Here is a 23,660-nt window from a genome sequence, read left to right on the forward strand (position 1 = left end):
TTATTTTATGCTTTTGTTCTCTAAATAATCATTCTATATTCGCAGGCTTGCAATACTTAAATCAATAAAAACTACTTGGGTAAGTTACAGCAGACTCAATCTCATTATTGGCAAGCCGGATATACGTATCAAACTTACGCTCACCCTCATGTAGTACTATAATGCGAGCTCCATTAAAAGCCAAGTCATTATAGACTGTATTGCCACCCGTGTAACGACCATAAGCTAATAAGACATCTTTATATGTAACTGCATAATCATTATTATGATCATGCCCGACGAAAATACCTATTACATCACCGCATTCTTTTACAGAAGTGAAAAAGCCGGAATTGGTAGTTGGACAGCATACCATTTCTGCCTTGCAACCAAACATGCGGTTTTTATCTTCCATCAATGCATCTTTAAATTCAGGAATAGCAATATGGAAGAAAGCCAATGCAGGCAAGGGGGTACTGTCATTGTTTTCTGTAAACTTCTTACTTTGCTCACGATACCAAGCTATCTGATTAAATTTAATCCAGTCATAACCCGGAACAGAATTTATCTTTGTATAAGAGTGTGAGTCAATACAATAGAATAAGGCTGCATCTTTGTTCTTCTCTTTAGAAGATTTAATTTGCAAAACATAATCCGAGTTATCTACGCCAAGACCTTCCGGCATCAGACAACCTTTCTTTTTGGATATATAATCATACAACTCCTGACGGGTACGATCATATTCATCATCATGATTACCAAAAACTACAGCGTATGGAATATTACGACGGATACACAAATCCAATACAATGTCCCAGCCTTTTAAAGCTTCGTTAGAAACAACAACATCGCCCGTAAAAACCACACAATCCGGATGTTCTGCATCCAAGACTTCATTTATACAATCGACAGCTCTTTGGGAATTTGCCTGATCATCGTATTTATAATGTACATCGGTGAACTGTACCACCTTAAATTTTCCGTCACGATTGAATTTTAAGTTATTCTGTTGTGACCAAACCGTATAAACATTGAATAACACACACAAACAAAAAAGTATTTTCTTACACATCATTTTTTCATCGGTTATAAATAGGTGCAATAAAGCAAAATCATTATCTATTTTAAAAGAATCAATAGGCAGAGCCCACTTGAAAAGACGAGCTCCCGCCTATTGACTACTTACTAAATAAAGGTCATTGACGATACCAAGTCATCTTGTAGACACGTACATGAGCTTCAGCAGCCGAAGAACCAACTAAACCTGTAGCTATGTAAATATCATAACCTGTAGCAGTTGGTTCAATCTTGGTAGCTACATCCCCCCAGTCACTATAATTGGTCGTATATCCAGGGGTATCTTCACCTTTGAAGAGACAGAACCTATCATAACCTGCATCATTGGGTCCTAATTCCATATGTTCCGGATTCGTAATATCAAATACTCGCAATGTAGACGGACCACCCGACCATGGATCAGCATATTCATCGACCAAGGCCAAATATGTATCGTTTTCTACATTGAATACATCAAATCCTAAAATACGATAGAAGTGGTTATCTTGATTCAAACTAGTAACTTCAAATGAAGAGGTAAACATACTGAACTTACTCATCAGTTCTGGATGCTCTTCCGGATTACCGCTACGACGATTAACAGCAATATAGTGATCAGAATCATCGTCCAAAGTAGCACGTTCAATCATCGGAGCAGAGGTCCAATTGCCACCAGCAGGACCATAACGGAGTATATTGGGTTTAGAAGCAGGAGTCTCCAACTGTCCGTCAACCAATTTCCAATAATATACTTCCATTTTGTTTGGACAGGTACCATAAATGTAAGCAATACCTTTGGTAACATCTCCCTTGACACTGAAGTTATGTCCCAAGTCATCCGGACAACCATCATCCGCTGTATAGTTTAAGATATTAATATGTTCTTGTGTTTCTTCAGAATAAAGATAAACCATGAAACCTGCACTATACACATTTTCTCTATTAGTCAAGAGATGTCCTGCATCATCAGTACGAGCACGCATCATAAAAGAACTTGCAGACTCAATATCCTTCACAAAAGCTCCCGTTTCACGATTATATAATTTAATATTACCATCATATACTTGTACAGCTAAATAGTCTTTCCACAAAGCTAGCCCGGTAGGATTATGAGTAGCCTGCATTGTTTCTCCACTCTGTCCCCACAACTTAGCATACTTAGTCTTCGGAGGAGTAGGCACTACCCTAATCGTATTGTGATGCTCGTTACCCAATGCATCTACAACTGTAATGGGATAAGGTTCTGTGAAATCCATTTCTCCGCCGACAGCAGGAGTCACATAACAATTATGTTCAACAATTACTGTACATACCAGACGAGTCACATCTAAAGGATTCTCGTCCGTAGTAGGTACCTTGACTATGATTTCTTCATTTTCGGCATAAGGACCGACCTTAGTAGCATTATACTTAGCCGGATTACCTGGCACCTGTATGGTAACACTTGTCAGACCACTAACTTGAGCGATATGACCTGTTTCGTAATCAGGAGACTCACATGATGATATAGCCACCCAACACAAACAAACAATTGCCGATAGCTTACTTAATATTTTCATTGTAATCTATTTTTTCTGTTAATACACTCTACTATTATTACTTCCATTCATCAAACTGCTGAATAGACGTATTTTGCTGAATCTCCTCAATAGGAATTGGAAATCTGTTATATCGGTCATACCAAACTCTTTTCTTGCCTCCATCAATATCAACTACTTCATACTTAAATTGATTTTCAGCAACTTTAATAGGTCTCACACCATGCATATTAACATCATTCAACAAAGTGGTTCCAAGTTTCCAACGACGAATATCCCAAAAACGATGACCCTCGAAAGCTAATTCAACCATTCTTTCGCGACGAAGAAGCTTCATGAATTCAATCTTCGTTGAAGCCGTCAAATCCTTAGTAAATCCGGCTCTTCGTCTCACTTGATTCAAAGCATCCAAAGCTGGTTCTAATTGATTTTGCATGGCCATTGCTTCTGCGTAAATCAACAAGACTTCAGCATAACGCATATAATAGTAGGTCAAATCAGACTGATCAGAAAAACTGCAACCTTTAGGTTGAATTCCTTCTTTCAACAGCTTACGCATGTAGTAGCCGGTACAAGTAGTACCACCGCCTAAGCCAAAACCGTCCACACTGCCTTCATAAGTGTAAAGCGTTTCACCTTTCCATTGACAACCATTATAAAGAATACTGGCATAAAAACGAGGTTCCCGACCTTCATACGGATTAGCTGCCATTTCAGGATTATTCCAGTCAAAATCACGACCATCGGCCATTTGATAAGAAGATACCAAATCTTCTGTCGGGGAAATCTGTGCATACCCAGCATCACTAGGTGGACAATAATAATAGTCAAAAGAATAAGTGAATCTATTCTTTAAATAGCCAAATTCGATCACACTCTCTTTATTTTTCACGGGTTCCAGACGAGAATTGTTGAATAACTTACCATAATCTTCATACAATTCATAGTCTTGACTCATCACTTGAGCAGCAGCATCGGAAGCATCTTTCCACCGCTCTGCATACAACATAGCACGTGCCAACATACCATATGCAGCTCCGCTAGTCAAACGCCCCAACTCCACTTTTTCTTTGGTTGGCAAATTATCGGCAGCAAATTTCAAATCATCATAGATGAACTGCCAACCTTCTTCTGGAGAACAAAGAGGATGATTCTTTTCACCTAATTCTGGTAATTGCTTATAGACAACGTATTGTCCACCATAACGTTTTGCTAAATTAAAGCAAGTTACTGCTCGAAAAAAACGCACTTGAGCCTCGGCCTGAATAAGTACATCATTGGAAAAATTAGAACTATTCTTAGCTAAATTTTCCAAAAAACGAGTACAAGACAATTGCCACGTATGACCATTTTCCCAAGTATCAAAAAGATTACTTGTAGTTCCTATAGGCATCGATCCAAAAACAAATGAATTATAATCGTCTGTAGGATTATTTACTTTTAATATATCAGTACTAGCCTCTTCACCTAGGCCATAATATCCACCCACCAATGAATAATAACCATTTATATAGGTATTCAAGTTTGTTTCATTGGCAAAAATAATATCAGAAGGATATTGCTTAGTCAGTATAGGATCAATATCACAACTAGATAAAATCAAACAAGTAGATGCGAATACCGTAAATATTTTCTTTATAGATTTCATCTTATCAAGTTTTTAGAAAGTAATATTTAAACCAAATTCATACGTACGCTGTTGTGGATAATACCCTTGGTTTACCCCAGGCATCTCAGGATCCATATAATCCAATCCACAGAATGTAAGCAAGTTACCACCACTCACATAAGCACGAATACTTTTAAATCCAGCTTTCTCTGTTAGTTTTTTAGGAAGTGTATATCCTAATTGCAAAGATTTCAAACGCAAATATGTACCATCTTTCACCCACCAAGAGGAGAATCTACCACCATTTTCACGCGATGCAATCCCTAAACGAGGAAATTTTGCATTGGGATTATCAGGCCGCCAAGAATTTTCTACCAAATAATATGGGGTATTACCATCATCATAAAACGGCTTTGTATAGAAAGTATTATCACGGACACCACTACCGTAAATACCGCACAAATTCACATCGAACATAGCAGCACCTTGCCAGAACATATTAAAATCAAATCCTTTCCATTCAGCACCTAAGCTCAAGCCAAACATCATTTCCGGCGTACTGCTACGACCAATAGGCACCATATCTTGATCCCAAGTAATCTGACCATCGCCATTGATATCCTTCAATTTGATATCACCGGGTTTGGTATCAGTAGAACCTTCAAAAACAGCACTGTGAGCAATTTCTTCCTCTGATTGGAACAAACCTTCAGCTACAAAGCCCAAATACCGTCCCAAACGCTGACCTGTCTGACGCTTATAAGTTGGGATATTAGCATCCTCAGTAACTTTCAGAATTTTATTCCGTGCCCAAGACAAATTACCTCTTACATGATAGTTAAAATCACGGATTTTATTGTGATGAGTCAATACCAATTCAAAACCACGGTTATCATGCGAACCATAATTGATATAAGCAGGATAGAAAGATCCCAAAGAAGGTGGAAAGAGGCCTGACTGCGTTTCCAAAGAACGAGTAGTTTTCATGTAGAAAACATCAAACTCAACCCCTAACAGTCCATTCCACATGCTAGATTCAATACCGAAGTTATAGGTATCAGTCAACTGCCATTTTAAGTCCGGACAAATCGGACCACTCATACCCATATCCTTCAAAGCATTGGTTCCAAATACAACTACAGGGTCTGCAGACAATGAAGCTGTAGAGAAATAAGTCATTGTACTTTCGATAGAACTGTCACTTCCTAGACGACCTATAGAAGCACGAATCTTCAAATTATCCATAAATGGCACGGCTTCTTTAAAGAAATCTTCTTGAGAAACACGCCATCCAATAGAAGCCGCTGGGAAGACCCCCCAACGATTACGTTTTGGAAGAGCTGTAGATGCATCGACACGACCTGTAAATTCGAACAAATACTTCTCATCATAACCATAATTAAACCGCATTACATAGCCTGCGCGTTTATCAATACTATGACTACCTTTTACCAATGTTTCAATAACCTTAGAACCATAACTCATATCCATGATATCCGTTATGGGAAAGTCTTCTCTACCTGCAGAAATTCCTTCATAATCTTCCCGTGCAAATTCATACAAGAACAAACCTGATACTTCATGCTTGCCAAATTTATTATTATACTCAAGAGTAGGTCTGATAGTGTAGCGCTGTTGTGAACCATACCAATGTGAGACAGATGCCATTGAACAAATCCGACCTTTTTCCACTTTACCTTGATGCGTAGTTTGATTCCATGAGAAAACATCGTACGGTGTCATAGTGGCTTTAGTCATTGAATGACTCTTCAAAAACGCAGCATCCAATTTAGCTGTAAGACCTTTTAAAGGTAATTTATATTTCAAAGAAATATCGCCTTGGAATTTTGTACTCTTACTTGAACGTTCACCAGACAAGTCTCTTGCAGCAATCGGATTGTTATTTCCTTGTCCATCTGTATTGTAACTAGCAATAGGCATACCATCCTTGGTATATGGCTTCAAATATGGATAAGACAACATAGCTTGCACAAAAACACCTGCATATGCATTTGGCTCTACAGAAGCACCTGGAGAACGTTGATCATCAACAAAACCAGATAAGTTCAATGAAAAATCCAAATTTTCTGTTACTTTGGCATCAATATTAGAACGAAAGTTATACTTATCATAAGAAGTATTCTTCACAACGCCTTCTTGATTGAACGCACCCAAAGAAGCAAAAAACCTAACACGTTCATTACCGCCTGAAACAGATACAGTATTTGTATAAGTAGGAGCCACATTTTTGAAAAGCATATCAAACCAATCGGTATTACCATAAATTTCTTCATCCGGGCCAGGATTCGTGATACGTTCTATATCTTCCGGAGAAAAGCGCAGGTTTTCTTCAGCTACTCCATCCATCAACTGAGCCTTGTTGTACCAATAGGCATAATCTGGACCATTCAAGAACTTCGGGAAGCTAGTGTTTTGACTCAATGTAACCGATGAATTCAAAGTTACAGTAGGTTTCTGGATAGAACCACGCTTAGTAGTAACCAAAATAACACCAGCAGCTGCACGCACACCATACACAGCAGCCGCAGTAGCATCCTTCAAAATAGTAACTGATTCTACCTCATCGGCATTGAAATTTGGGAAATAATCCTGAATCACTCCATCCACTACTACCAACGCACTACCATCACCAGCACCTTCACCACGAATATACAGACTAGAACCATCTTGACCCGGCTGACCACTGCTCTGTTTAGTAATCAAACCCGGCAGACGACCAGCCAACATATTAGAAAGAGTTCCACTCGGAGCTTTTTTCAATTCTTTATTACCAACCTGAGCAATAGAACCTGTTACACTGATTTTTTTCTGTGTACCATAGCCTACCACCACCACTTCATCCAACAATTCGGAATCCTCTTTCAAAACCACTTTCAAAAGCTTTCTATCTTTCAGAGCAATCTTTTGAGTAGTATATCCCACATAAGAAAAGATTAACGACACTTTAGTATTGGGCACAGTAATCGTGAAATGACCATCCACATCTGTCACTGCACCAGTCTTGCGATTCTCTGTAAAAACAGATACACCTATCAACGGATTATCCATCTCGTCGAATACACTACCCTCTACCTTCACTTGGGCACTTGCACCTAAACTTACCAAAGTGAATAATAAGAATAGCCAACAAAAATACTTGTTTTTCATTTTAACTAGAATTTAAAATCGAACAATTGAGTTAGTTTTCATTATTGCTTATCCCAAACGATCTCTTCCAAGGTCTTCCAGCATTGATAAAGTCCTCTGGGAACATGAAAGCATCCTTTCCATTTACCACCCTTCAAAGATAGCAGAACTTCACCTCTACGATTCAGATAGCCAAACCATTCCGGATGTTCTTGATCCTTAAAATGCGTCCATACATAACCATGTACTTTTTCAAACCATTCCAAACATTTTTCGTCTCCGGTCAACCGATAACCTTTAAGCAATGAAATCAGCGTCTCTATATGCACCCACCAAAGTTTCTGATCCCACTCTAATTGCTGGGGGGGGCATCCCTTGCAATCCATGAAATAATAGATACCGCCAAATTCATTATCCCAACCATATTCCAACATCTTCAAAGCCGTGTTCTTAGCCTTCATTATCAATTCCGGGCGTTTCAACCGCTTACCTAAATCCATGATAAACCACATGGCTTCAATAGCATGCCCCGGAGTAACCTGACGTCCTTCAAAACAGTCTACCAAACTATTGTCACCATTTAGGTTCTCAACAATAAGTCCTCCAAGTTCCGGACGCAAGAACACCTCCATCACCTCGTGGATGCACGTATCCATTGTTTCCACCAAAAAATCCTCGTCAAGCAAATGCTCAATTTCTAATGCCAAGTTACATAGAATCATAGGCAAAGCAAAGCCTTTAAGATCTCTTGTTCCCGGATGAAGCTTATTCCATTTTCCTTTCGGATTATCAACTTTCGACAAAACAATGTCAAAAGTCTTTTTAGCTATATCTGCATACTCTTGATTTCCGGTGGCCAAACTCAGTTGCCCGAATGCCATCGTTGCAAAAGTGTATGAAAAGATATTATAAGGCTCTACCAACGGATGTCCTGCACGGTCCAATGAAAAATACCAGTTGTAATTCCCATCGTGCCCGTATTTCTTCAAGAACTCACCACCCTGAATGGCACAATCAAGCCACTCCTGACGCTTCTCCACCCTATTGTAAAGTATGGAGAACATCCATACTTCCCGGCCTTGCAGCCAGATAAATTTATCCGTGTCGAAAACATTCCCCTCCCGATCCAGACAAGTAAAATAGCCACCGTATTCGGTGTCTTGGGAATGATTCAACCAAAAAGGAAGAACATTATTCATAAGTTCGTCCTTATACTGATTCGCCAATTTCTTAAAATCCATCATCTTCATTCTTTTTTAAATAGGGCTGGGAACGTTTTTTATCCGGCATGCATCTAAACCAGCCCTTTACATTCACATTATTTATCTGTTGTATAAGAAATTACATCTCTTACCCAAATATCTGCTCCTTCAACGGGGTTTACCCATTTACAAGTCACGGTATATTTGCCATAAGACTGTACATAATTAAAGAACAACTCATGCTTACGGTGATTATACTTCAGCGGAAGCTTGCATACCTCAATCAATCTATCATTGAAATACACTTCCAGTTCAGCAACGTAATCTTCGGGCACATTCTCACCTTTCAATTCACCTTTAATGACAGCCCCCACACCTTCAAATTCGAAGGTCGGGAAATTAGCAATCCAATTCTCCACTACCACTTTTTTATCAACTTTCAAGCCTTCGAAGCTAATCTCCAATTGTGCAGGTTCCAGTTCTTGAAAACAGATAGTCACCTCATCGCTTCCAACTTTTCCACCGTTTTTTTCTATCATTTGTAAAGCGTGCCCAAAACTCAATTCACATCCTTTATTAAAGCTCACTGTATTATTGAAAGGAATATCTTCGACTACAGTCAGCTCTTTTCTGAATTTCTCAGGAATGCGATTATACCCAATCATTGTTCCCAAAATTCCCCCGGAAGAAGCCGGATTACAATCTGAATCCTGACCGGCACGTGTAGAAATATCAATCGTCTTCTCAAAGTCACCCTGCCCGTAGAGAAGCCCTAAAATGATATATGCACCGTTCACATAAGTCTCAATATTGAAAGGCATCTCAACCCCATCTGGACAAGCAATATCATTGGATCCCCATTTTTTCTCTATTTCTTCCCAACATTTTTTCCAATCCTCTGGATACTGTTTATGCCAATTTATAACATCAGCCATGCATGCATGAAAACGACTTTCCCGAGGAATAGACCTCAACGCCTCCGTCACAACATACTCAACATCATCGCTCACATAAGCCAAAGAGTACATGGCTGCTACATATACACCACCATACCAGCCATCGCCATACGCCATGATGTGTCCTACACGATCGCAAATTTCAGTAGCACTATTTACCATACCTGGAGCCATGATACCTGCAAAATCCGCTTCAATCTGAAAATCCAGACAATTGGCATGGGGATTATTTTTCCAATGCCCGCTGGCGGGAGGAGTCAAGCCATGAAGAAGATTGTAACGGGCCATCTGATTGGCATGACACAAAGGGTATTCTTTAGCCAAAAAGGCTGTGGCAAAAGAATCGGCCGGAGCATCCAAACCGCATCTTTCAAAAGTCTCCACAAAAGTCAAGTCGACATATACATCGTCATAAAGGCCGCCACCACCATCGTACCATTTTTTAATTTCACCCGGTCCCCAAGGCATCACTATCGAATCCGGAATCATAGTAGACAGATAGCGGAACTCTGTAGGACCTCCATACGTACAGCCGATAACCTGACCGGCCCAAGCACCTTTTACTTTATCAAACAGAGCATCTTTTGATAGAGTAAGATTCAAATTCTCGTTTTGAGAACCACCACATGAGCATAAAGTTGCCACCAAACAACCACTCAATAAAATTTTTCTAATTTTCATCATATCTATTATTAAGGTCAATTTTTTGTTTTCATCCAATAACGTTCAATCTCTTCCAATGATTTTCCGGTGGTCTCCGGCACCAGTTTCCAAACTATCAGCATGTAGGGAATACACATGGCAGCAAACAGGAAGAATGTTCCGGCGGGGGTAAGATTTTGGAGCATCCAGGGGGTAAGCTGCCCAATCAAGTATGTACCTATCCACAATGCAAAACCGGCAATGGACATGGCCAGCCCACGCACCCGGATTGGATACATTTCGGAAAGCAATACAAACACGACTGCGCAAATGGAAACCGCACAGCAAAACACATAGAACAAAAAGAAAACTAGCAGGAATAGGCTTGAAATACCCCATGATTCTCCGGCAATAAAATAAAAGCCTATCAATACCAATGAAAGAATCATGCCTGAAACACCGTAATACACCAATTTCTTACGACCCACTTTATCAATAATGGCAAGAGCCAGTACAGTAGTCAGGGTATTGACTAGCCCCACCAACACCTGATAGAACAAGGAATCGCCACCGGAAAGGCCAGCCCCTTCAAAGATGGAAGGACCATAATACAAGACTGCATTCACTCCCATAAACTGTCCGAGGATGGCTATACATACACCAATAATAACGGCTTTCATAATACCCGGCGACAAAAGCAAGGACCACTCTGATTGGGTTTCGGAAGTAAGAACAGACTTCGTTTCGTTCAATTGCACCAACGCTTCTTTGGAAGAGCTGTAAATGTGCTCCAAAATATTGACCGCACGTTCTTCACGATTGCGGACAATCAGCCAACGCGGACTTTCCGGAATAAAGAAGACAATGGCAAAGAACAGCAAAGCAGGCAAAGTCTCCATTCCCAACATTCCTCTCCATACTTCATTCACAAAAATCCAGTTAAACCAGCTATCGGCAGCTCCTGCATGGGTCTCAGCATACATAAGCAACTGATAATTCATTAGATAAGCTCCTAAAAAGCCAATGGTAACCGCTAATTGATAAAGTGATACCAAGCGTCCACGATACTGAGCTACCGATACCTCGGATATATAAAGAGGGGATACAATGGAAACCACACCGATACCTACACCTCCGACAATACGGTAAACCACCAACTGATTGAAATCTGCACATACCGCACAACCGATAGCAGACATAGAAAAGAGTATGGCCGACAGAATCATGGTACGTTTACGACCAAGCTTGTCACTTAAAATACCAGCAAAGAGCACTCCTACAATAGAACCTATCAACGCACAGCCCACATACCACCCTTGCGACATGGTATCTAAATTAAACTGAGCGGTTACCTTGGCAATGGTACCGGAAATGACTGCTGTATCATATCCGAAAAGAAATCCTCCCAAAGCTGCCACAACAGACAAGAAAACTACATAACCAATATTGACCGAAGATTTCATAGTATAAAAATTATCGATTAAATTCAAATTATTCTTTTACAAGTTGCTTATAAACAGTACCGAAGCGATCGGTCACCAGTACTTCTATACGAGCCTTTTTATCTTTAGGAACAGCCTTAAACAAATGATTGGTAGGAAAAGCATTCACCCAGAGTGCACCCATCTTTTCACGATCGGAAAAAGCTTCTACAGCAGCCGGATCCAAACCTTTACAACGGGTCATCTCACCCATACAAGTACCATTCTCGAACCACTCTACCTTCCACTGCTCATCCCAATTCCAGACATTGGCCAGCACTTCTTCGGGAAACTCTTTCGAACTACCCGGAGCATAAGCCTGAAACTGGTATTCCAGCGGATAATCTACCGCTTTGTAGTGCCACTTCACCTGATTACCATCTACCTCATAAAGTCCAAAGCCTTGGGGGGTACCGTCAGAACAAAGCATGGATTTCCAAAAACCTGCACATACAGCAGCTGTATTGTGTTCCATTAACCGGTCGTTGAACACCACGTTACCGTTCACATGGGTATGTCCGGTAATGAGGTGTGCCTCATGGTCTTTCAGCAAATCATACAGACTATTGGCATTGCTTGTCTCGTCGGGTAGCAAGGCATTGAACTTGATGTCCTTGGTAGTGCTGGAAGGAATATGCATCATTACAAATACCAGATGATCTTTCGGCACCAAAGCCAAATCTTTCTCTATCCATTGCAGTGTACGTTCATCAATGTAACCTATATAACGATAATCCCTATTGATATAAAAACAATTGTCTAGTATAATATAATGTGCCTTTCCACGATTGAAAGAATAATAAATGGGACCAAAATAGTCCTCATAGGTCTTGTATGAATGTTCAAAAGAACGTACACCCATTTCCATATCATGATTTCCTATGATACGGTAAACAGGCAATCCCAGACCGCCAGACACTTGAATGTAATCTGGGTATAAACCAGGAGTATTACCCACAATGTCACCACAATCCAACACGAAGGCATCACGCTCCTTGGCATACTTTTCCATAAAGGCTCGTGCCTTACCTACATAAGAACGATAACTGTCTAAATGCTCCTGACAGCTGACTTGCACATCAGTCTGTACCATAAACACATGCTTCATATCATCTTTCAGATTCCTCTTCAATTCAAAATCATACTTTAAACGGCCTTTCTTAAGCGGGAAAAAGAAAGCGATATGCCCACCACCCTCTTGCGGCAGATAACCTGCAGGCGTGGAAAGATATACAAACCGAGCATCCCGGTTGCGCGGCAACTCATAACGGCCCTGAGCATCAGTCAGCACCACGTCAAAACCATCTGTCACCACAACACCAGCAAGCCCTTTGCCTTTACAGGTCACCACGCCTTCAACGGGATCTGGATAAATTGCAGCCTGCATGATTGAGACAACCAAGAACAGACAACAACTGCAAAACAATCTGAGCATAAAATTCATAATCACTTAATATTGAAATATTCCTTATACCTATTATACAAGTGTCCTGCTTGCAAATATGCTGATTGAGGACTCATAAAATGAGAAAACTCAAAAGTGATGGCCTTATCATAACCGGCTCGCTTGGCAGCCTCCAGTTTCATCCGTAACTTGTCAAACTTAATAGGCAAAAAGTCGATGGGCATGTCACGATCAAAGGTTTCAGCATTTGTCCAACATTTCATGCCATACTTATCAGCCAGCTTTTTGTTCACCGTAAAGAAAGCATCCAGTTCATCGTAATCGATATGTCCGTCCTGAAAAGCACAGGCGTCAACCACATCATGAATGCCATCGAAAATTTCATTCCACTCCCTTTCATGCTCCTGAACAGAAACCGCATCCTCCTTTGTCAACTTATCTGTACCCATCACGGCCTTTTTCCCGTCAATCCACGGAGAAATAAAAGTCGGCAAACCGCCGGAGACATCCTTGCATTGTTTGCCCATCGCATGAAAGGCATCAATGGCACCCTTCGTCTTACGGCTTATCTCACCACTGATATACCATCCGCCGAAACTCTTGTACTTCTCACCGTACCTGCTCCACACCTCATCAATCACATACTTGTTATCCTCAACCTCCCACGAAAGGTCACCGGTATCCCAGTACTTGCCCGAATCATATAAACCAAAATAGAACTTCATGTGATATTTCCCCGCCAGCCGAAGGAACATGTCCAACAAATCGACGGAAGGCATATAACACCCTTTGCCCAGCAAATGCGCCGAAGGATAAGTAATGAATTTGCGATAACCCGACCGGATCATTATGACCGTGTCAATTCCAATACTCTGCATATACCGGAAATCCTGATCCCATTCCCTTTCCCCCCAATTCTGATGGGGAATATCATGGGATATCTCATCCAAGAACGTGCCGGTAATTTTAAGTGCATCGCCCATGGGAACTAGCATGGAAGAGGCAGACTCTTGAGAAAAGAAGCAATCCCCATCACCCTCTCGCCCCAACAATGAAGGGGCCATGAATGCAGACGCACCGAACAAAGCGGTCCTCTTTAAAAAATCCCTGCGTGTTTTCATTATTAATAAAATTAAGATCAACCATTATATATTAAACCTATCGAATACACTTTTTTAAGATAAAAAATCAATTATGTTTTTCATTGTTTTAGATATTAATTGTTATTATTCAATTATCACGCTGCAAATATAGATATATTTATTATATTTGCAAGACTTAATAAAGTATTTAATTAATATATAACCTACAATTAATATATATTAACGCGTAATTACAAAACAATTTACATAATAACAAATCAAATACATAATATTTCAGAATAATAAATCCGCATTTATTAATATAATAAACAAAATAGAGTAAATAACATAAAAATACATACATATGAAACAGAACTTATTAAAAGAAATGGAAACCGGGAGCAAGAATGCACTCTTAAAAAAAAGGATCATCACACATTATATATATAATGGGAGCTCCACTATTACCGATTTGGCCAAGGAACTCGATCTGAGTGTGCCCACAACCACCAAATTCATCAATGAAATGTGTGAGGACAACTATATAAACGACTATGGGAAACTGGAGACCAGTAGCGGCCGCCATCCAAGCCTATACGGACTCAACCCGGAATCAGGATACTTCATTGGAGTGGACATTAAGAAATTTGCCATAAACATTGGACTGATCAATTTCAAGGGGGATATGGTGGAAATCAAGATGAACATACCATACAAGTTCGAAAATACACAGGAAGCTTTGGAAGAACTGTGTGCACTCATCCGAAACTTCATAAAGGGAACGGAAATCAACGACAAGAAGATAATGAACATCTGCATCAACATCTCCGGAAGAGTAAATCCGGAATCAGGATATAGTTTCAGCATGTTCAACTTTTCAGAGCGTCCTTTGGCGGATGTACTGAATGAAAAGATAGGATACCCGGTCTGCATAGACAACGACACAAGGGCCATGACCTATGGAGAGCATATGCAAGGATGCGTCAAAGGGGAAAAGGACATCATCTTTGTCAACATAAGCTGGGGACTCGGAATCGGCATCATCATAGACGGGAAGGTATACACGGGAAAATCTGGATTTTCCGGAGAATTCGGGCATGTCAATGTTTTCGATAATGAAATACTGTGCCACTGCGGCAAAAAAGGATGCCTGGAAACGGAAGCCTCAGGATCGGCACTACACCGCATCCTGTTGGAAAGAATCGGTAGCGGAGAAAGTTCCATACTATCAAAACGGACTGCAGAAAATCCGCCCACCTTGGATGAAATCATCACCGCAGTCAATAAAGAGGACTTGCTATGCATTGAGATAGTGGAAGAAATAGGCCAAAAACTGGGAAGGCAAATAGCTGGATTAATAAGCATATTCAATCCGGAACTAGTAATAATCGGGGGTACACTATCATCAACAGGAGACTATATAGTGCAGCCTATCAAAACGGCAATAAGGAAATACTCATTGAATCTGGTCAACAAAGACGCCACGGTGACTGTTTCCAAGCTAAAAGACAAGGCTGGAGTAGTTGGGGCCTGCATGCTGGCACGGAGCAGAATGTTCGAAATTTAAAACGACCATTGCCAGCATAATGGGATTGACAAAGAGTATACCAAGAACGCAACTATCATATGCAAAAATATTGAAAAAGCGAGTCAGTAGTTGGTTACTGATAAAAGCACAGAATAAACCAGCATCATGATAACCGATTTCCAATACTGCCTCATATTGTGGAATTCGAAAATGCAGATTATTAAACTGTCAATAAAGAGAAGATGGAATCTATAGGATATACTCGGAAATATTACGAACATAACAAAGATTTGGGAAAGTATACCCTAAGATAAGGACAGAAAAGCAAGAAGCCATCATTACGGGTATCTATATTACTATAATTCCCTATCTGTAGCCTGCGTAGTGGGTTTAGGTGACGGAAAGAGGTTGTGGCAATCACAATCTCTTTCTTTTTATGATACATGGGGCAAGCTGTTGCATTTCAGATAAAATCCTTTACCTTTGCCGGCAAACACATTTATCAAGATATCAGGATGAAGAAAGTACTTAAATTGGCCGGAGGATTCATGGTCGGGGCATGCATCGGTTTCGTAGGAGTAATAGGTGTAAGAGTCCTAGTTTTGGGAGACTCGTTCGACGGTTTACACAGCAAGTTTGCCGAAACCGGCATGCTGGAGACAGTAGGAGTTTCCTTGTTAGCCATACTGATTCTGCTGTTCTCCATCTTCCTGCAAGTGCTTCTGCACGAAGGCGGGCATCTTGTCTGCGGACTGGCAACCGGCTACCGCTTCGTCTCCTTACGCATCTTCAACCTTACCTTCATACGGAAAGACGGGAAATTATGCATCAAGCGTTTCAGCCTTACCGGAACGGGAGGCCAATGCCTGCTTACCCCACCCGAAAGGACTCTTGAAGATATCCCGACCACCTTGTACAACCTGGGTGGAGTGCTTGCCAACCTGCTGACCGCCATCCTTGCCTTCCTCCCCCTGCTGACCGTAGACGGGCTGCCTTACCTGCTGAAATTCTTCCTTCTGATGCTCTCTCTAATTGGCATTCTCCTTGCAGGGATGAACGGCATCCCCATGAAGATGGGCGGCATCGGCAATGATGCCGACAACATGCGCCTGCTTCTCAAGGACAGCAAGAGCAAGCAGGCACTGGTCACCCAGCTGCGCATCAACGCACTGGCGCAAGAGGGCATGCGTCCTAAGGACATGCCTGCCGAATGGTTCAGCCAAACGGAAGACATCAACTACAAAGATGCCCTGCAGGTCACCATAGCCTTGATGAGCGCCTCACGCCTGCTCGACTGCGAAGAATGGGAAGCCGCCTACAATGCATTCGAGAAAATAATGAGTCACCGGCACGAAGTCATCGGACTTTTGATAAAGGAAAACGCTTGCGAGCTGCTCTTCACCGCACTGGTGACAAAGAGGACCGCACGGGCAGAAGAATTATATACCGATGAGCTGGATACCTACATCCGGCAATACAAGGATGTGACCTCTTCCAAACAGCGGTTGCTCTGCGCCCTGGCGCTCTACCGGGACAAGGACACAGCAAAGGCAAAGGAGATTTACGAAGCCACCTGCCAACGGAAAAACAAATACCTGATGCAGGGAGAAGTACATTCGGACATAGCCTTGATGAAATCAATCCTTACCGCCAAGAACGCCTTGTAAGATGGAACGATATTTTTTTTACTCGTTATATCTGCTGCTTGGCTGCTCACTATACGGTTGTAGCGGAAAACAAGCGCCAAAGCAGATACAAAACCCGGATACGGAAGCCACCATCCCGTACGCCGACACCGTAGCGGCATCCGTCCCTCCGGCTCCAGCCAAAAGCCTGACAGCCCGCTACCTGGACTCCCTCGGTTTCGTCAACATCGCCGAAGCGGACAGCAGCATCGCCATCGACTTGATGTACACCCGTGCCGACAATTTCACCGGAACCCTATTGTACGAAGACCTGAAAGAAGCCTACCTGCACCCCGATGCCATGAAAAGCCTGAAGCAGGCACAACGCCTGCTGAAAGAGCGGCGCCCCGGCTACAGCCTCATCGTCTACGACGCAGCACGCCCCTTGTCCGTACAGCAGAAGATGTGGGACGTAGTGAAAGGAACCTCCAAATACATCTATGTCTCCAACCCCTCGCGCGGCGGTGGCCTGCACAACTACGGACTGGCAGTGGACATCAGCATACTCGACGATAAAGGAACCCCTCTGCCCATGGGCACCCCGATAGACCATCTGGGCAAGGAAGCCCACATCACGGAAGAAGCCACGCTCGTGGCACAAGGCAAGCTGACGGAACAAGAACGTGAAAACCGCCTGCTGCTCCGGCAGGTAATGAAAGAAGCCGGATTCCGCCCGCTATCCAGCGAATGGTGGCACTTCAATCGCGTCGGCAGGCAGACGGCGAAGGAGCGATACCGGGTCATCCCTTAACTCTCACCCCCAGCTTGTCCGAAAACTTAATTTTGCTATCGCTTTGACGCAGATGACACGGATTTTAATCTTCTTAATCTGCGTAATCAGCGTCATCTGTGTCTGAAAAATAATCAGACAGAAAGCTACGAATTCATGCCTTACTTTGCCCTTTTTGAGATAACTTTGCATCAGAATAAATAAGCCAAGCCATGCCTTTATCCCAAGACACCCTCCGTTTCATTCGCGAGCATCGTCGCGACGACGTGCGCAGCCTTGCTTTGCAGGCACGCCGCTACCCTTCGGTAGACATACCCGCTGCCATCACACAAATTTCCGGCTGGCAGGTTGCCAAAGAGAAAATACCCGCATGGGCGAAGAACGACGACATCCTCTACCCCGCCCACCTCTCATTGGAGCAATGCTCCTCCCAAGCAACGGCACAGTATAAAGCGGAGATCATAGCTAACCTGCTATGCACAAAACAAGAGCATCCCGCGAAGGACAGCGCCCCTGCACCAGCCGCCACTTTTACCGACCTCACCGGAGGTTTCGGCATCGACTGCTCCTTCCTCTCCTGCTGCTTCGGGCACGCCACTTACGTAGAGCGCCAGGAAGCCCTCTGCCAGATAGCCGCACACAACTTTCCTGCCCTCGGCCTAAATCACATCTCCGTCTGCCACGCAGACAGCGTCCGCCATCTGCAAGAGATGGAACCCGTAGACTGCATATTCATAGACCCTGCCCGCCGCGACGGACACGGCGGAAAGACCATAGCCATCGGCGACTGCGAACCCGATGTAGCCACCCTGGAAGACCTGCTGCTCCGGAAGGCACGGCACGTACTGATAAAACTCTCCCCCATGCTCGACCTCACCCTTGCCATGAACGATTTGAAACATGTCCGCCAGGCACACATCGTCTCCGTAGGCAACGAATGCAAGGAGCTGCTGCTCTTGCTGGGACAAGGCGGAAGCCTGCCAACAGACGACGTCCCCATCCATTGCGTCAACTTCACCTCCGCCCCGGCTCCCCAAACCCTTGTCTTCACCCGCGGGCAAGAGAAAGAGTGTGCATGCCCCTACACTCCTCAACTGAAATCGTACCTCTACGAACCGAATGCCTCCGTGCTGAAAGCCGGAGCGTTCCGCAGCCTTTCCTTATTATATAAGGTTAAAAAGCTGCATCCCAACAGCCACCTCTACACTTCGGACAGCCTCCTTCCCGACTTCCCCGGCCGCAAGTTCCGAATCTCCTCCTCCTGCGGCTTCAGCAAGAAAGAAATGAAAGAGATGTTGGCTGCCGAGAAAAAGGCGAACCTCACCGTACGCAACTTTCCCGCCACCGTTGCCGAACTGCGCAAACGGCTGAAACTGGCCGAAGGGGGAGACTCTTATCTCTTTGCCACTACCCTGGCAGACGAAAAGAAGGTACTTATCCGCTGCCAGACTACCGGATAAGACACCAAACCCTATATCTTTCCTTGCACAAGATGTACATCTCATACTGTTCGAGATGTATATCTCATGCAGTCTGAGATGCGCATCTCGTGCATCCTTAGCATTAGTCTGCCAGACGACGACAAAAAGAGATAGCGCCGAAAGAGTACTACCTCCAAGAGCTTATGTAACTTCATTGTAACCGAATCGTTACCTGTTCTTCAACTCTCTGCAAAATCCGCGTAACGGCAACCTCCTACTTTTGCGGCAGATTATTAACAGATAATAACAATTATGAAACAGATCTTGAGAGCATTCTTATTCCTGCTCTTATTCACCGCCACCGGCAATACAGCCATGGCCGACGAAAAAGCAAATGTCACGAAACAAGGAACTGTACGCGGGCGTATCATTGACGCCACTAAACAGACTCTTCCGGGCGCTTCTATCTACATCGAGAAACTACACACTGGCGTGACGAGCGACGTCAACGGCTTCTACACTTTCTCTAACCTTGACCCGGGAACCTATACAGTAAAGGTGAGCTACGTGGGCTACTCGCCCGTAGAACTGAAAATCACCATCCCCGCAGGCCGCACACTGGAGAAAGACGTCGTGCTAAACGAAGGTGTGGAGTTGCAGGAAGTGGTGGTAGGCGGCGCCTTCCAGGGACAGCGCCGTGCCATCAACTCACAGAAAAACAACATGGGGATTACAAATGTAGTCTCTGCCGACCAGGTAGGCAAGTTCCCCGACTCCAACATCGGTGACGCCCTTAAACGCATCTCCGGCATCAACGTGCAGTACGACCAAGGCGAGGCACGCTTCGGGCAAGTGCGGGGCACGAGTGCCGACCTCAGCTCCGTCACCATCAACGGCAACCGCGTTCCCTCTGCCGAAGGCGATACGCGCAACGTACAGCTCGACCTCATTCCGGCAGATATGATTCAGACCATCGAAGTAAACAAGGTGGTCACTGCGGACATGGACGGCGACGCCATCGGCGGCAGCATCAACCTCGTCACCAAGAACTCCCCCTACAAGCGCACCATTGCCGCCACTGCCGGAACCGGCTACAACTGGGTGAGCGAAAAGGCGCAACTGAACCTCGGATTCACCTACGGCGACCGTTTCTTCAACGACAAACTCGGCTTGATTGTATCGGCCTCCTATCAGAACTCGCCTTCCGGCTCCTACGACACCGAATTCGTGTGGGAGCAGGACGATGACGGCAAGACGTACGTCAACGACTACCAAATCCGCCAATACTACGTCACCCGCGAACGCCAGAGCTACTCTGCCGCACTGGACTGGGACATCAACGCCAACCACAAACTGACCTTCAAAGGCATCTTCAACAACCGCAACGACTGGGAGAACCGCTACCGCACCACGCTGAAAGACCTTGATGCCGACGGCAACGCCACCGTACGCATACAGACCAAAGCCGGTACGCCGGACAACCGCAACGCCCGCCTGGAACGCCAGCGCACCATGGACTTTGCCCTCGGCGGCGAACACCTCTTCGGCTCACTCTCCATGGACTGGCACGCCAGCTATGCCAAAGCCAGCGAAGAACGTCCCAACGAACGCTACATCGACTTCCAACTGAAAAAGCAGAAGTTCGACATGGACCTGAGCGACGAACGCGAACCGTTTGCCAACCCCAAAGCAGGCTCTACCATGACGCTGAACGATGAATTCAGCCTGAAAGAGCTGACGGAACAGCAGGAAGACATCAAGGAGCAAGACCTGAAGTTCTCCGCCAACTTCAAACTTCCCTTCAAGAACGGCAACAAACTGAAATTCGGCGCAAAGGTGGTGCGCAAGACCAAGGATAAAGAAGTGGACTTCTACGAATACTCTCCTCTGGACGAGGATGCCTTCATGACAAACAGCCTGGCAAATACAGTGGACCAAACCAACAAGAACTTCATGCCCGACAACAAATACCAGGCAGGCATCTACGCTAGCAAGGAATACACCGGCTCTTTAGACTTGAACAACGCTTCCCTCTTTGAGAAAGAGCAGGTGCAGGAAGAACTTGCCGGTAACTTCGATGCCCGCGAAACCGTGACTTCCGGCTACCTCCGCTTCGACCAAAAACTGACAAAAGACGTGGAACTGATGACCGGACTCCGCATAGAGAACACCAACCTTGCCTATACGGGACGCACCTACGATGCCGACGAAGACCTCACCAGTAAGACCGACCGTCAGCGCAACAGCTACATCAACTTCCTGCCGTCGCTGCTCGCCAAGTGGAATGTAAACGATGACTTCAAAGTGCGCGGTTCGTTTACCCAAACCTTGTCACGCCCCAAATACTCGGCCCTCGTGCCCAGTGTGAATATCAAGCGTTCCGACAACGAAATCACCATCGGAAACCCGGAGCTGAAACCTACCGTCTCCTACAACTTCGACTTGAGTGCCGACTATTACTTCCGCAGCATCGGTCTGATAAGCGCCGGCATCTTCTACAAGAAGATAGACGACTTCATCGTAGACCAGGTGAGCACCAACTACGAGTACCAGGGTAACACCTACACCCGCTTCACCCAGCCCAAGAATGCAGGCAACGCCAACCTGGTAGGAGTAGAGTTATCCTACCAGCGCGACTTCAGCTTTATTGCCCCCGCTCTGAAATGTGTAGGTTTCTACGGAACGTACACCTACACCCACTCCCGTGTGGAAGACTTCAACTTCGAAGGCCGCGAGAATGAGAAAGACTTGAGCATGCCAGGTTCTCCAGAGCATACCGCAAACGCTTCCCTATACTTTGAGAAAGGCGGCCTGAACCTGCGTCTGAGCTATAACTTCGCTTCCGACTTCATCGACGAAATGGGAGAAAGCACCTTCTACGACCGCTACTACGACAAAGTGAACTATATGGACGTAAACGCGAGCTATACCTTCGGAAAGAAATTCAAGACTACCTTCTACGCCGAAGCCAACAACCTGCTGAACCAGCCACTACGCTACTACCAGGGCACGAAAGACCGTACCATGCAGGCAGAATACTACGGCGTGAAAGTGAATGCAGGAGTGAAGATTAATTTTTAATGATGACTGATTATGAAGAAACTATTCCTTTTATTATTGGTTGCCCTACTCGGCAACGCGGCTATTGCCCAAATTACCGATTACTCCATCTTCGACAAGAAGTTCAACTTCTACGTAGCCAACGACCTCGGCCGCAACGGCTACTACGACCAGAAACCCATTGCCGAACTGATGGGACAGATGGCAGAGAACGGCGCAGACCCCGAATTCGTACTTGCCACCGGCGATGTACACCATTTTGAAGGTGTACGCAGTGTGAACGACCCTCTTTGGATGACCAACTACGAACTTATCTACAGCCATCCGGAGCTGATGATAGACTGGTTCCCCCTGCTGGGCAACCACGAATACCGCGGCAATACGCAAGCTGTGCTCGACTACAGTAACGTCAGCCGCCGCTGGACAATGCCTGCCCGTTATTATACCAAGACATTCGAGGATAAAGGCGCTACTATCCGCATCCTTTGGGTAGACACCGCCCCGATGATTGACAAATACCGCAATGAAAGCGATACCTATCCCGATGCCTGCAAGCAGGACTACCGGAAGCAACTTGCCTGGGTGGACTCCGTACTGAGCGCCGCCAAGGAAGACTGGGTTATCGTTGCCGGACACCATCCCATCTATGCCGAAACCCCGAAGGACGAGAGCGAACGCGCGGATATGCAGGCACGCCTCGATCCCATTCTGCGCAAGCACAAGGTGGATATGTACATCTGCGGGCACATCCACAACTTCCAGCATGTACGCGTGGCAGGCAGCGACATCGACTATATCACCAATTCCGCCGGTTCGCTCGCCCGCAAGGTGAAGCCCATCGAAGGAACCGTATTCTGCAGCCCCGAACCGGGTTTCTCCATTGTATCGGCCAGCAAAAAGACACTGGAACTGCGCATGATTGACAAGAAAGGAAATGTACTGCACACGGTGACGCGCAGCAAATAACCTACTAAACTCTTCGCGACAGAAAATCCGGAAATGTTGAAGAAAATACAGTCACACTGAAGAATACATCGAAAAGTTTTCAAAACAAAACAGAAAAGGATCTTGCAGGAGATAATAGATGAACTGTAATATTATCACCGAATACGAAAAAGCTTGTACTTGCGGGATAAAGG

At 44.4% G+C, this 23,660-nt stretch carries 15 protein-coding genes; 6 read left to right on the forward strand and 9 right to left on the reverse strand.

Going from position 1 to position 23,660, the window contains the following annotated elements; translation table 11 throughout:
* Positions 1-61 precede the first annotated feature (61 nt).
* From EYA81_RS08160 to EYA81_RS08200, 9 genes are all read right to left on the reverse strand, one after another.
* The gene (locus EYA81_RS08160) at positions 62-1,054 is read right to left on the reverse strand and encodes a metallophosphoesterase family protein (RefSeq protein ID WP_131225608.1); all 993 of its coding nucleotides are present in this window, start codon (positions 1,052-1,054) and stop codon (positions 62-64) included.
* Between the two features lie 121 nt (positions 1,055-1,175).
* Complete coding sequence (locus EYA81_RS08165) at positions 1,176-2,594, reverse strand: DUF5018 domain-containing protein (RefSeq protein ID WP_131225609.1); 1,419 nt, start codon at positions 2,592-2,594, stop codon at positions 1,176-1,178.
* Positions 2,595-2,631: 37 nt separating this feature from the next.
* Entirely contained in the window at positions 2,632-4,221 is a 1,590-nt protein-coding gene (locus tag EYA81_RS08170; RefSeq protein WP_131225610.1) for a RagB/SusD family nutrient uptake outer membrane protein, read from the reverse strand.
* A 12-nt stretch (positions 4,222-4,233) separates the two neighbouring features.
* Positions 4,234-7,350: a TonB-dependent receptor gene (locus EYA81_RS08175; RefSeq protein WP_131225611.1), complete on the reverse strand. Its 3,117-nt coding sequence runs from the start codon at positions 7,348-7,350 to the stop codon at positions 4,234-4,236.
* A 41-nt stretch (positions 7,351-7,391) separates the two neighbouring features.
* Complete coding sequence (locus EYA81_RS08180) at positions 7,392-8,570, reverse strand: AGE family epimerase/isomerase (RefSeq protein ID WP_131226426.1); 1,179 nt, start codon at positions 8,568-8,570, stop codon at positions 7,392-7,394.
* A gap of 77 nt (positions 8,571-8,647) precedes the next feature.
* Positions 8,648-10,168 carry an ADP-ribosylglycohydrolase family protein gene (locus EYA81_RS08185; protein WP_057281532.1) on the reverse strand — a complete coding sequence of 507 codons (1,521 nt, stop codon included), beginning with the start codon at positions 10,166-10,168 and terminating at the stop codon, positions 8,648-8,650.
* A 17-nt stretch (positions 10,169-10,185) separates the two neighbouring features.
* Positions 10,186-11,592 carry a sugar porter family MFS transporter gene (locus tag EYA81_RS08190; protein WP_057281458.1) on the reverse strand — a complete coding sequence of 469 codons (1,407 nt, stop codon included), beginning with the start codon at positions 11,590-11,592 and terminating at the stop codon, positions 10,186-10,188.
* A gap of 28 nt (positions 11,593-11,620) precedes the next feature.
* Positions 11,621-13,045, reverse strand: a complete 1,425-nt coding sequence (locus EYA81_RS08195; protein ID WP_172793031.1) for a calcineurin-like phosphoesterase C-terminal domain-containing protein — start codon at positions 13,043-13,045, stop codon at positions 11,621-11,623.
* An 11-nt stretch (positions 13,046-13,056) separates the two neighbouring features.
* A complete protein-coding gene (locus EYA81_RS08200) occupies positions 13,057-14,136 on the reverse strand; it encodes a DUF4434 domain-containing protein (protein WP_117713773.1) in 1,080 nt (359 codons plus the stop codon).
* A 325-nt stretch (positions 14,137-14,461) separates the two neighbouring features.
* Here EYA81_RS08200 and EYA81_RS08205 point away from each other — a divergent pair, with 325 nt between their 5' ends.
* From EYA81_RS08205 to EYA81_RS08235, 6 genes are all read left to right on the forward strand, one after another.
* Complete coding sequence (locus tag EYA81_RS08205; protein ID WP_035447319.1) at positions 14,462-15,664, forward strand: ROK family transcriptional regulator; 1,203 nt, start codon at positions 14,462-14,464, stop codon at positions 15,662-15,664.
* A 476-nt stretch (positions 15,665-16,140) separates the two neighbouring features.
* Positions 16,141-17,292, forward strand: a complete 1,152-nt coding sequence (locus EYA81_RS08210) for a hypothetical protein (RefSeq protein WP_242672416.1) — start codon at positions 16,141-16,143, stop codon at positions 17,290-17,292.
* 1 nt (position 17,293) lies between these two features.
* Positions 17,294-18,061 (forward strand): M15 family metallopeptidase, encoded by a 768-nt coding sequence (locus EYA81_RS08215; protein ID WP_131225613.1) that lies wholly within the window; start codon positions 17,294-17,296, stop codon positions 18,059-18,061.
* A 191-nt stretch (positions 18,062-18,252) separates the two neighbouring features.
* Positions 18,253-19,500 (forward strand): class I SAM-dependent methyltransferase, encoded by a 1,248-nt coding sequence (locus EYA81_RS08225; RefSeq protein ID WP_131225614.1) that lies wholly within the window; start codon positions 18,253-18,255, stop codon positions 19,498-19,500.
* A 273-nt stretch (positions 19,501-19,773) separates the two neighbouring features.
* Positions 19,774-22,542 (forward strand): TonB-dependent receptor, encoded by a 2,769-nt coding sequence (locus EYA81_RS08230; RefSeq protein ID WP_131225615.1) that lies wholly within the window; start codon positions 19,774-19,776, stop codon positions 22,540-22,542.
* Between the two features lie 12 nt (positions 22,543-22,554).
* Positions 22,555-23,487, forward strand: coding sequence for a metallophosphoesterase (locus tag EYA81_RS08235; protein ID WP_165491369.1), 933 nt, complete (start codon positions 22,555-22,557; stop codon positions 23,485-23,487).
* Positions 23,488-23,660 lie beyond the last annotated feature (173 nt).

Origin of the sequence: Bacteroides sp. A1C1 (assembly GCF_004328515.1) — a bacterium.
In the GTDB taxonomy this organism is placed as follows: domain Bacteria; phylum Bacteroidota; class Bacteroidia; order Bacteroidales; family Bacteroidaceae; genus Bacteroides; species Bacteroides uniformis.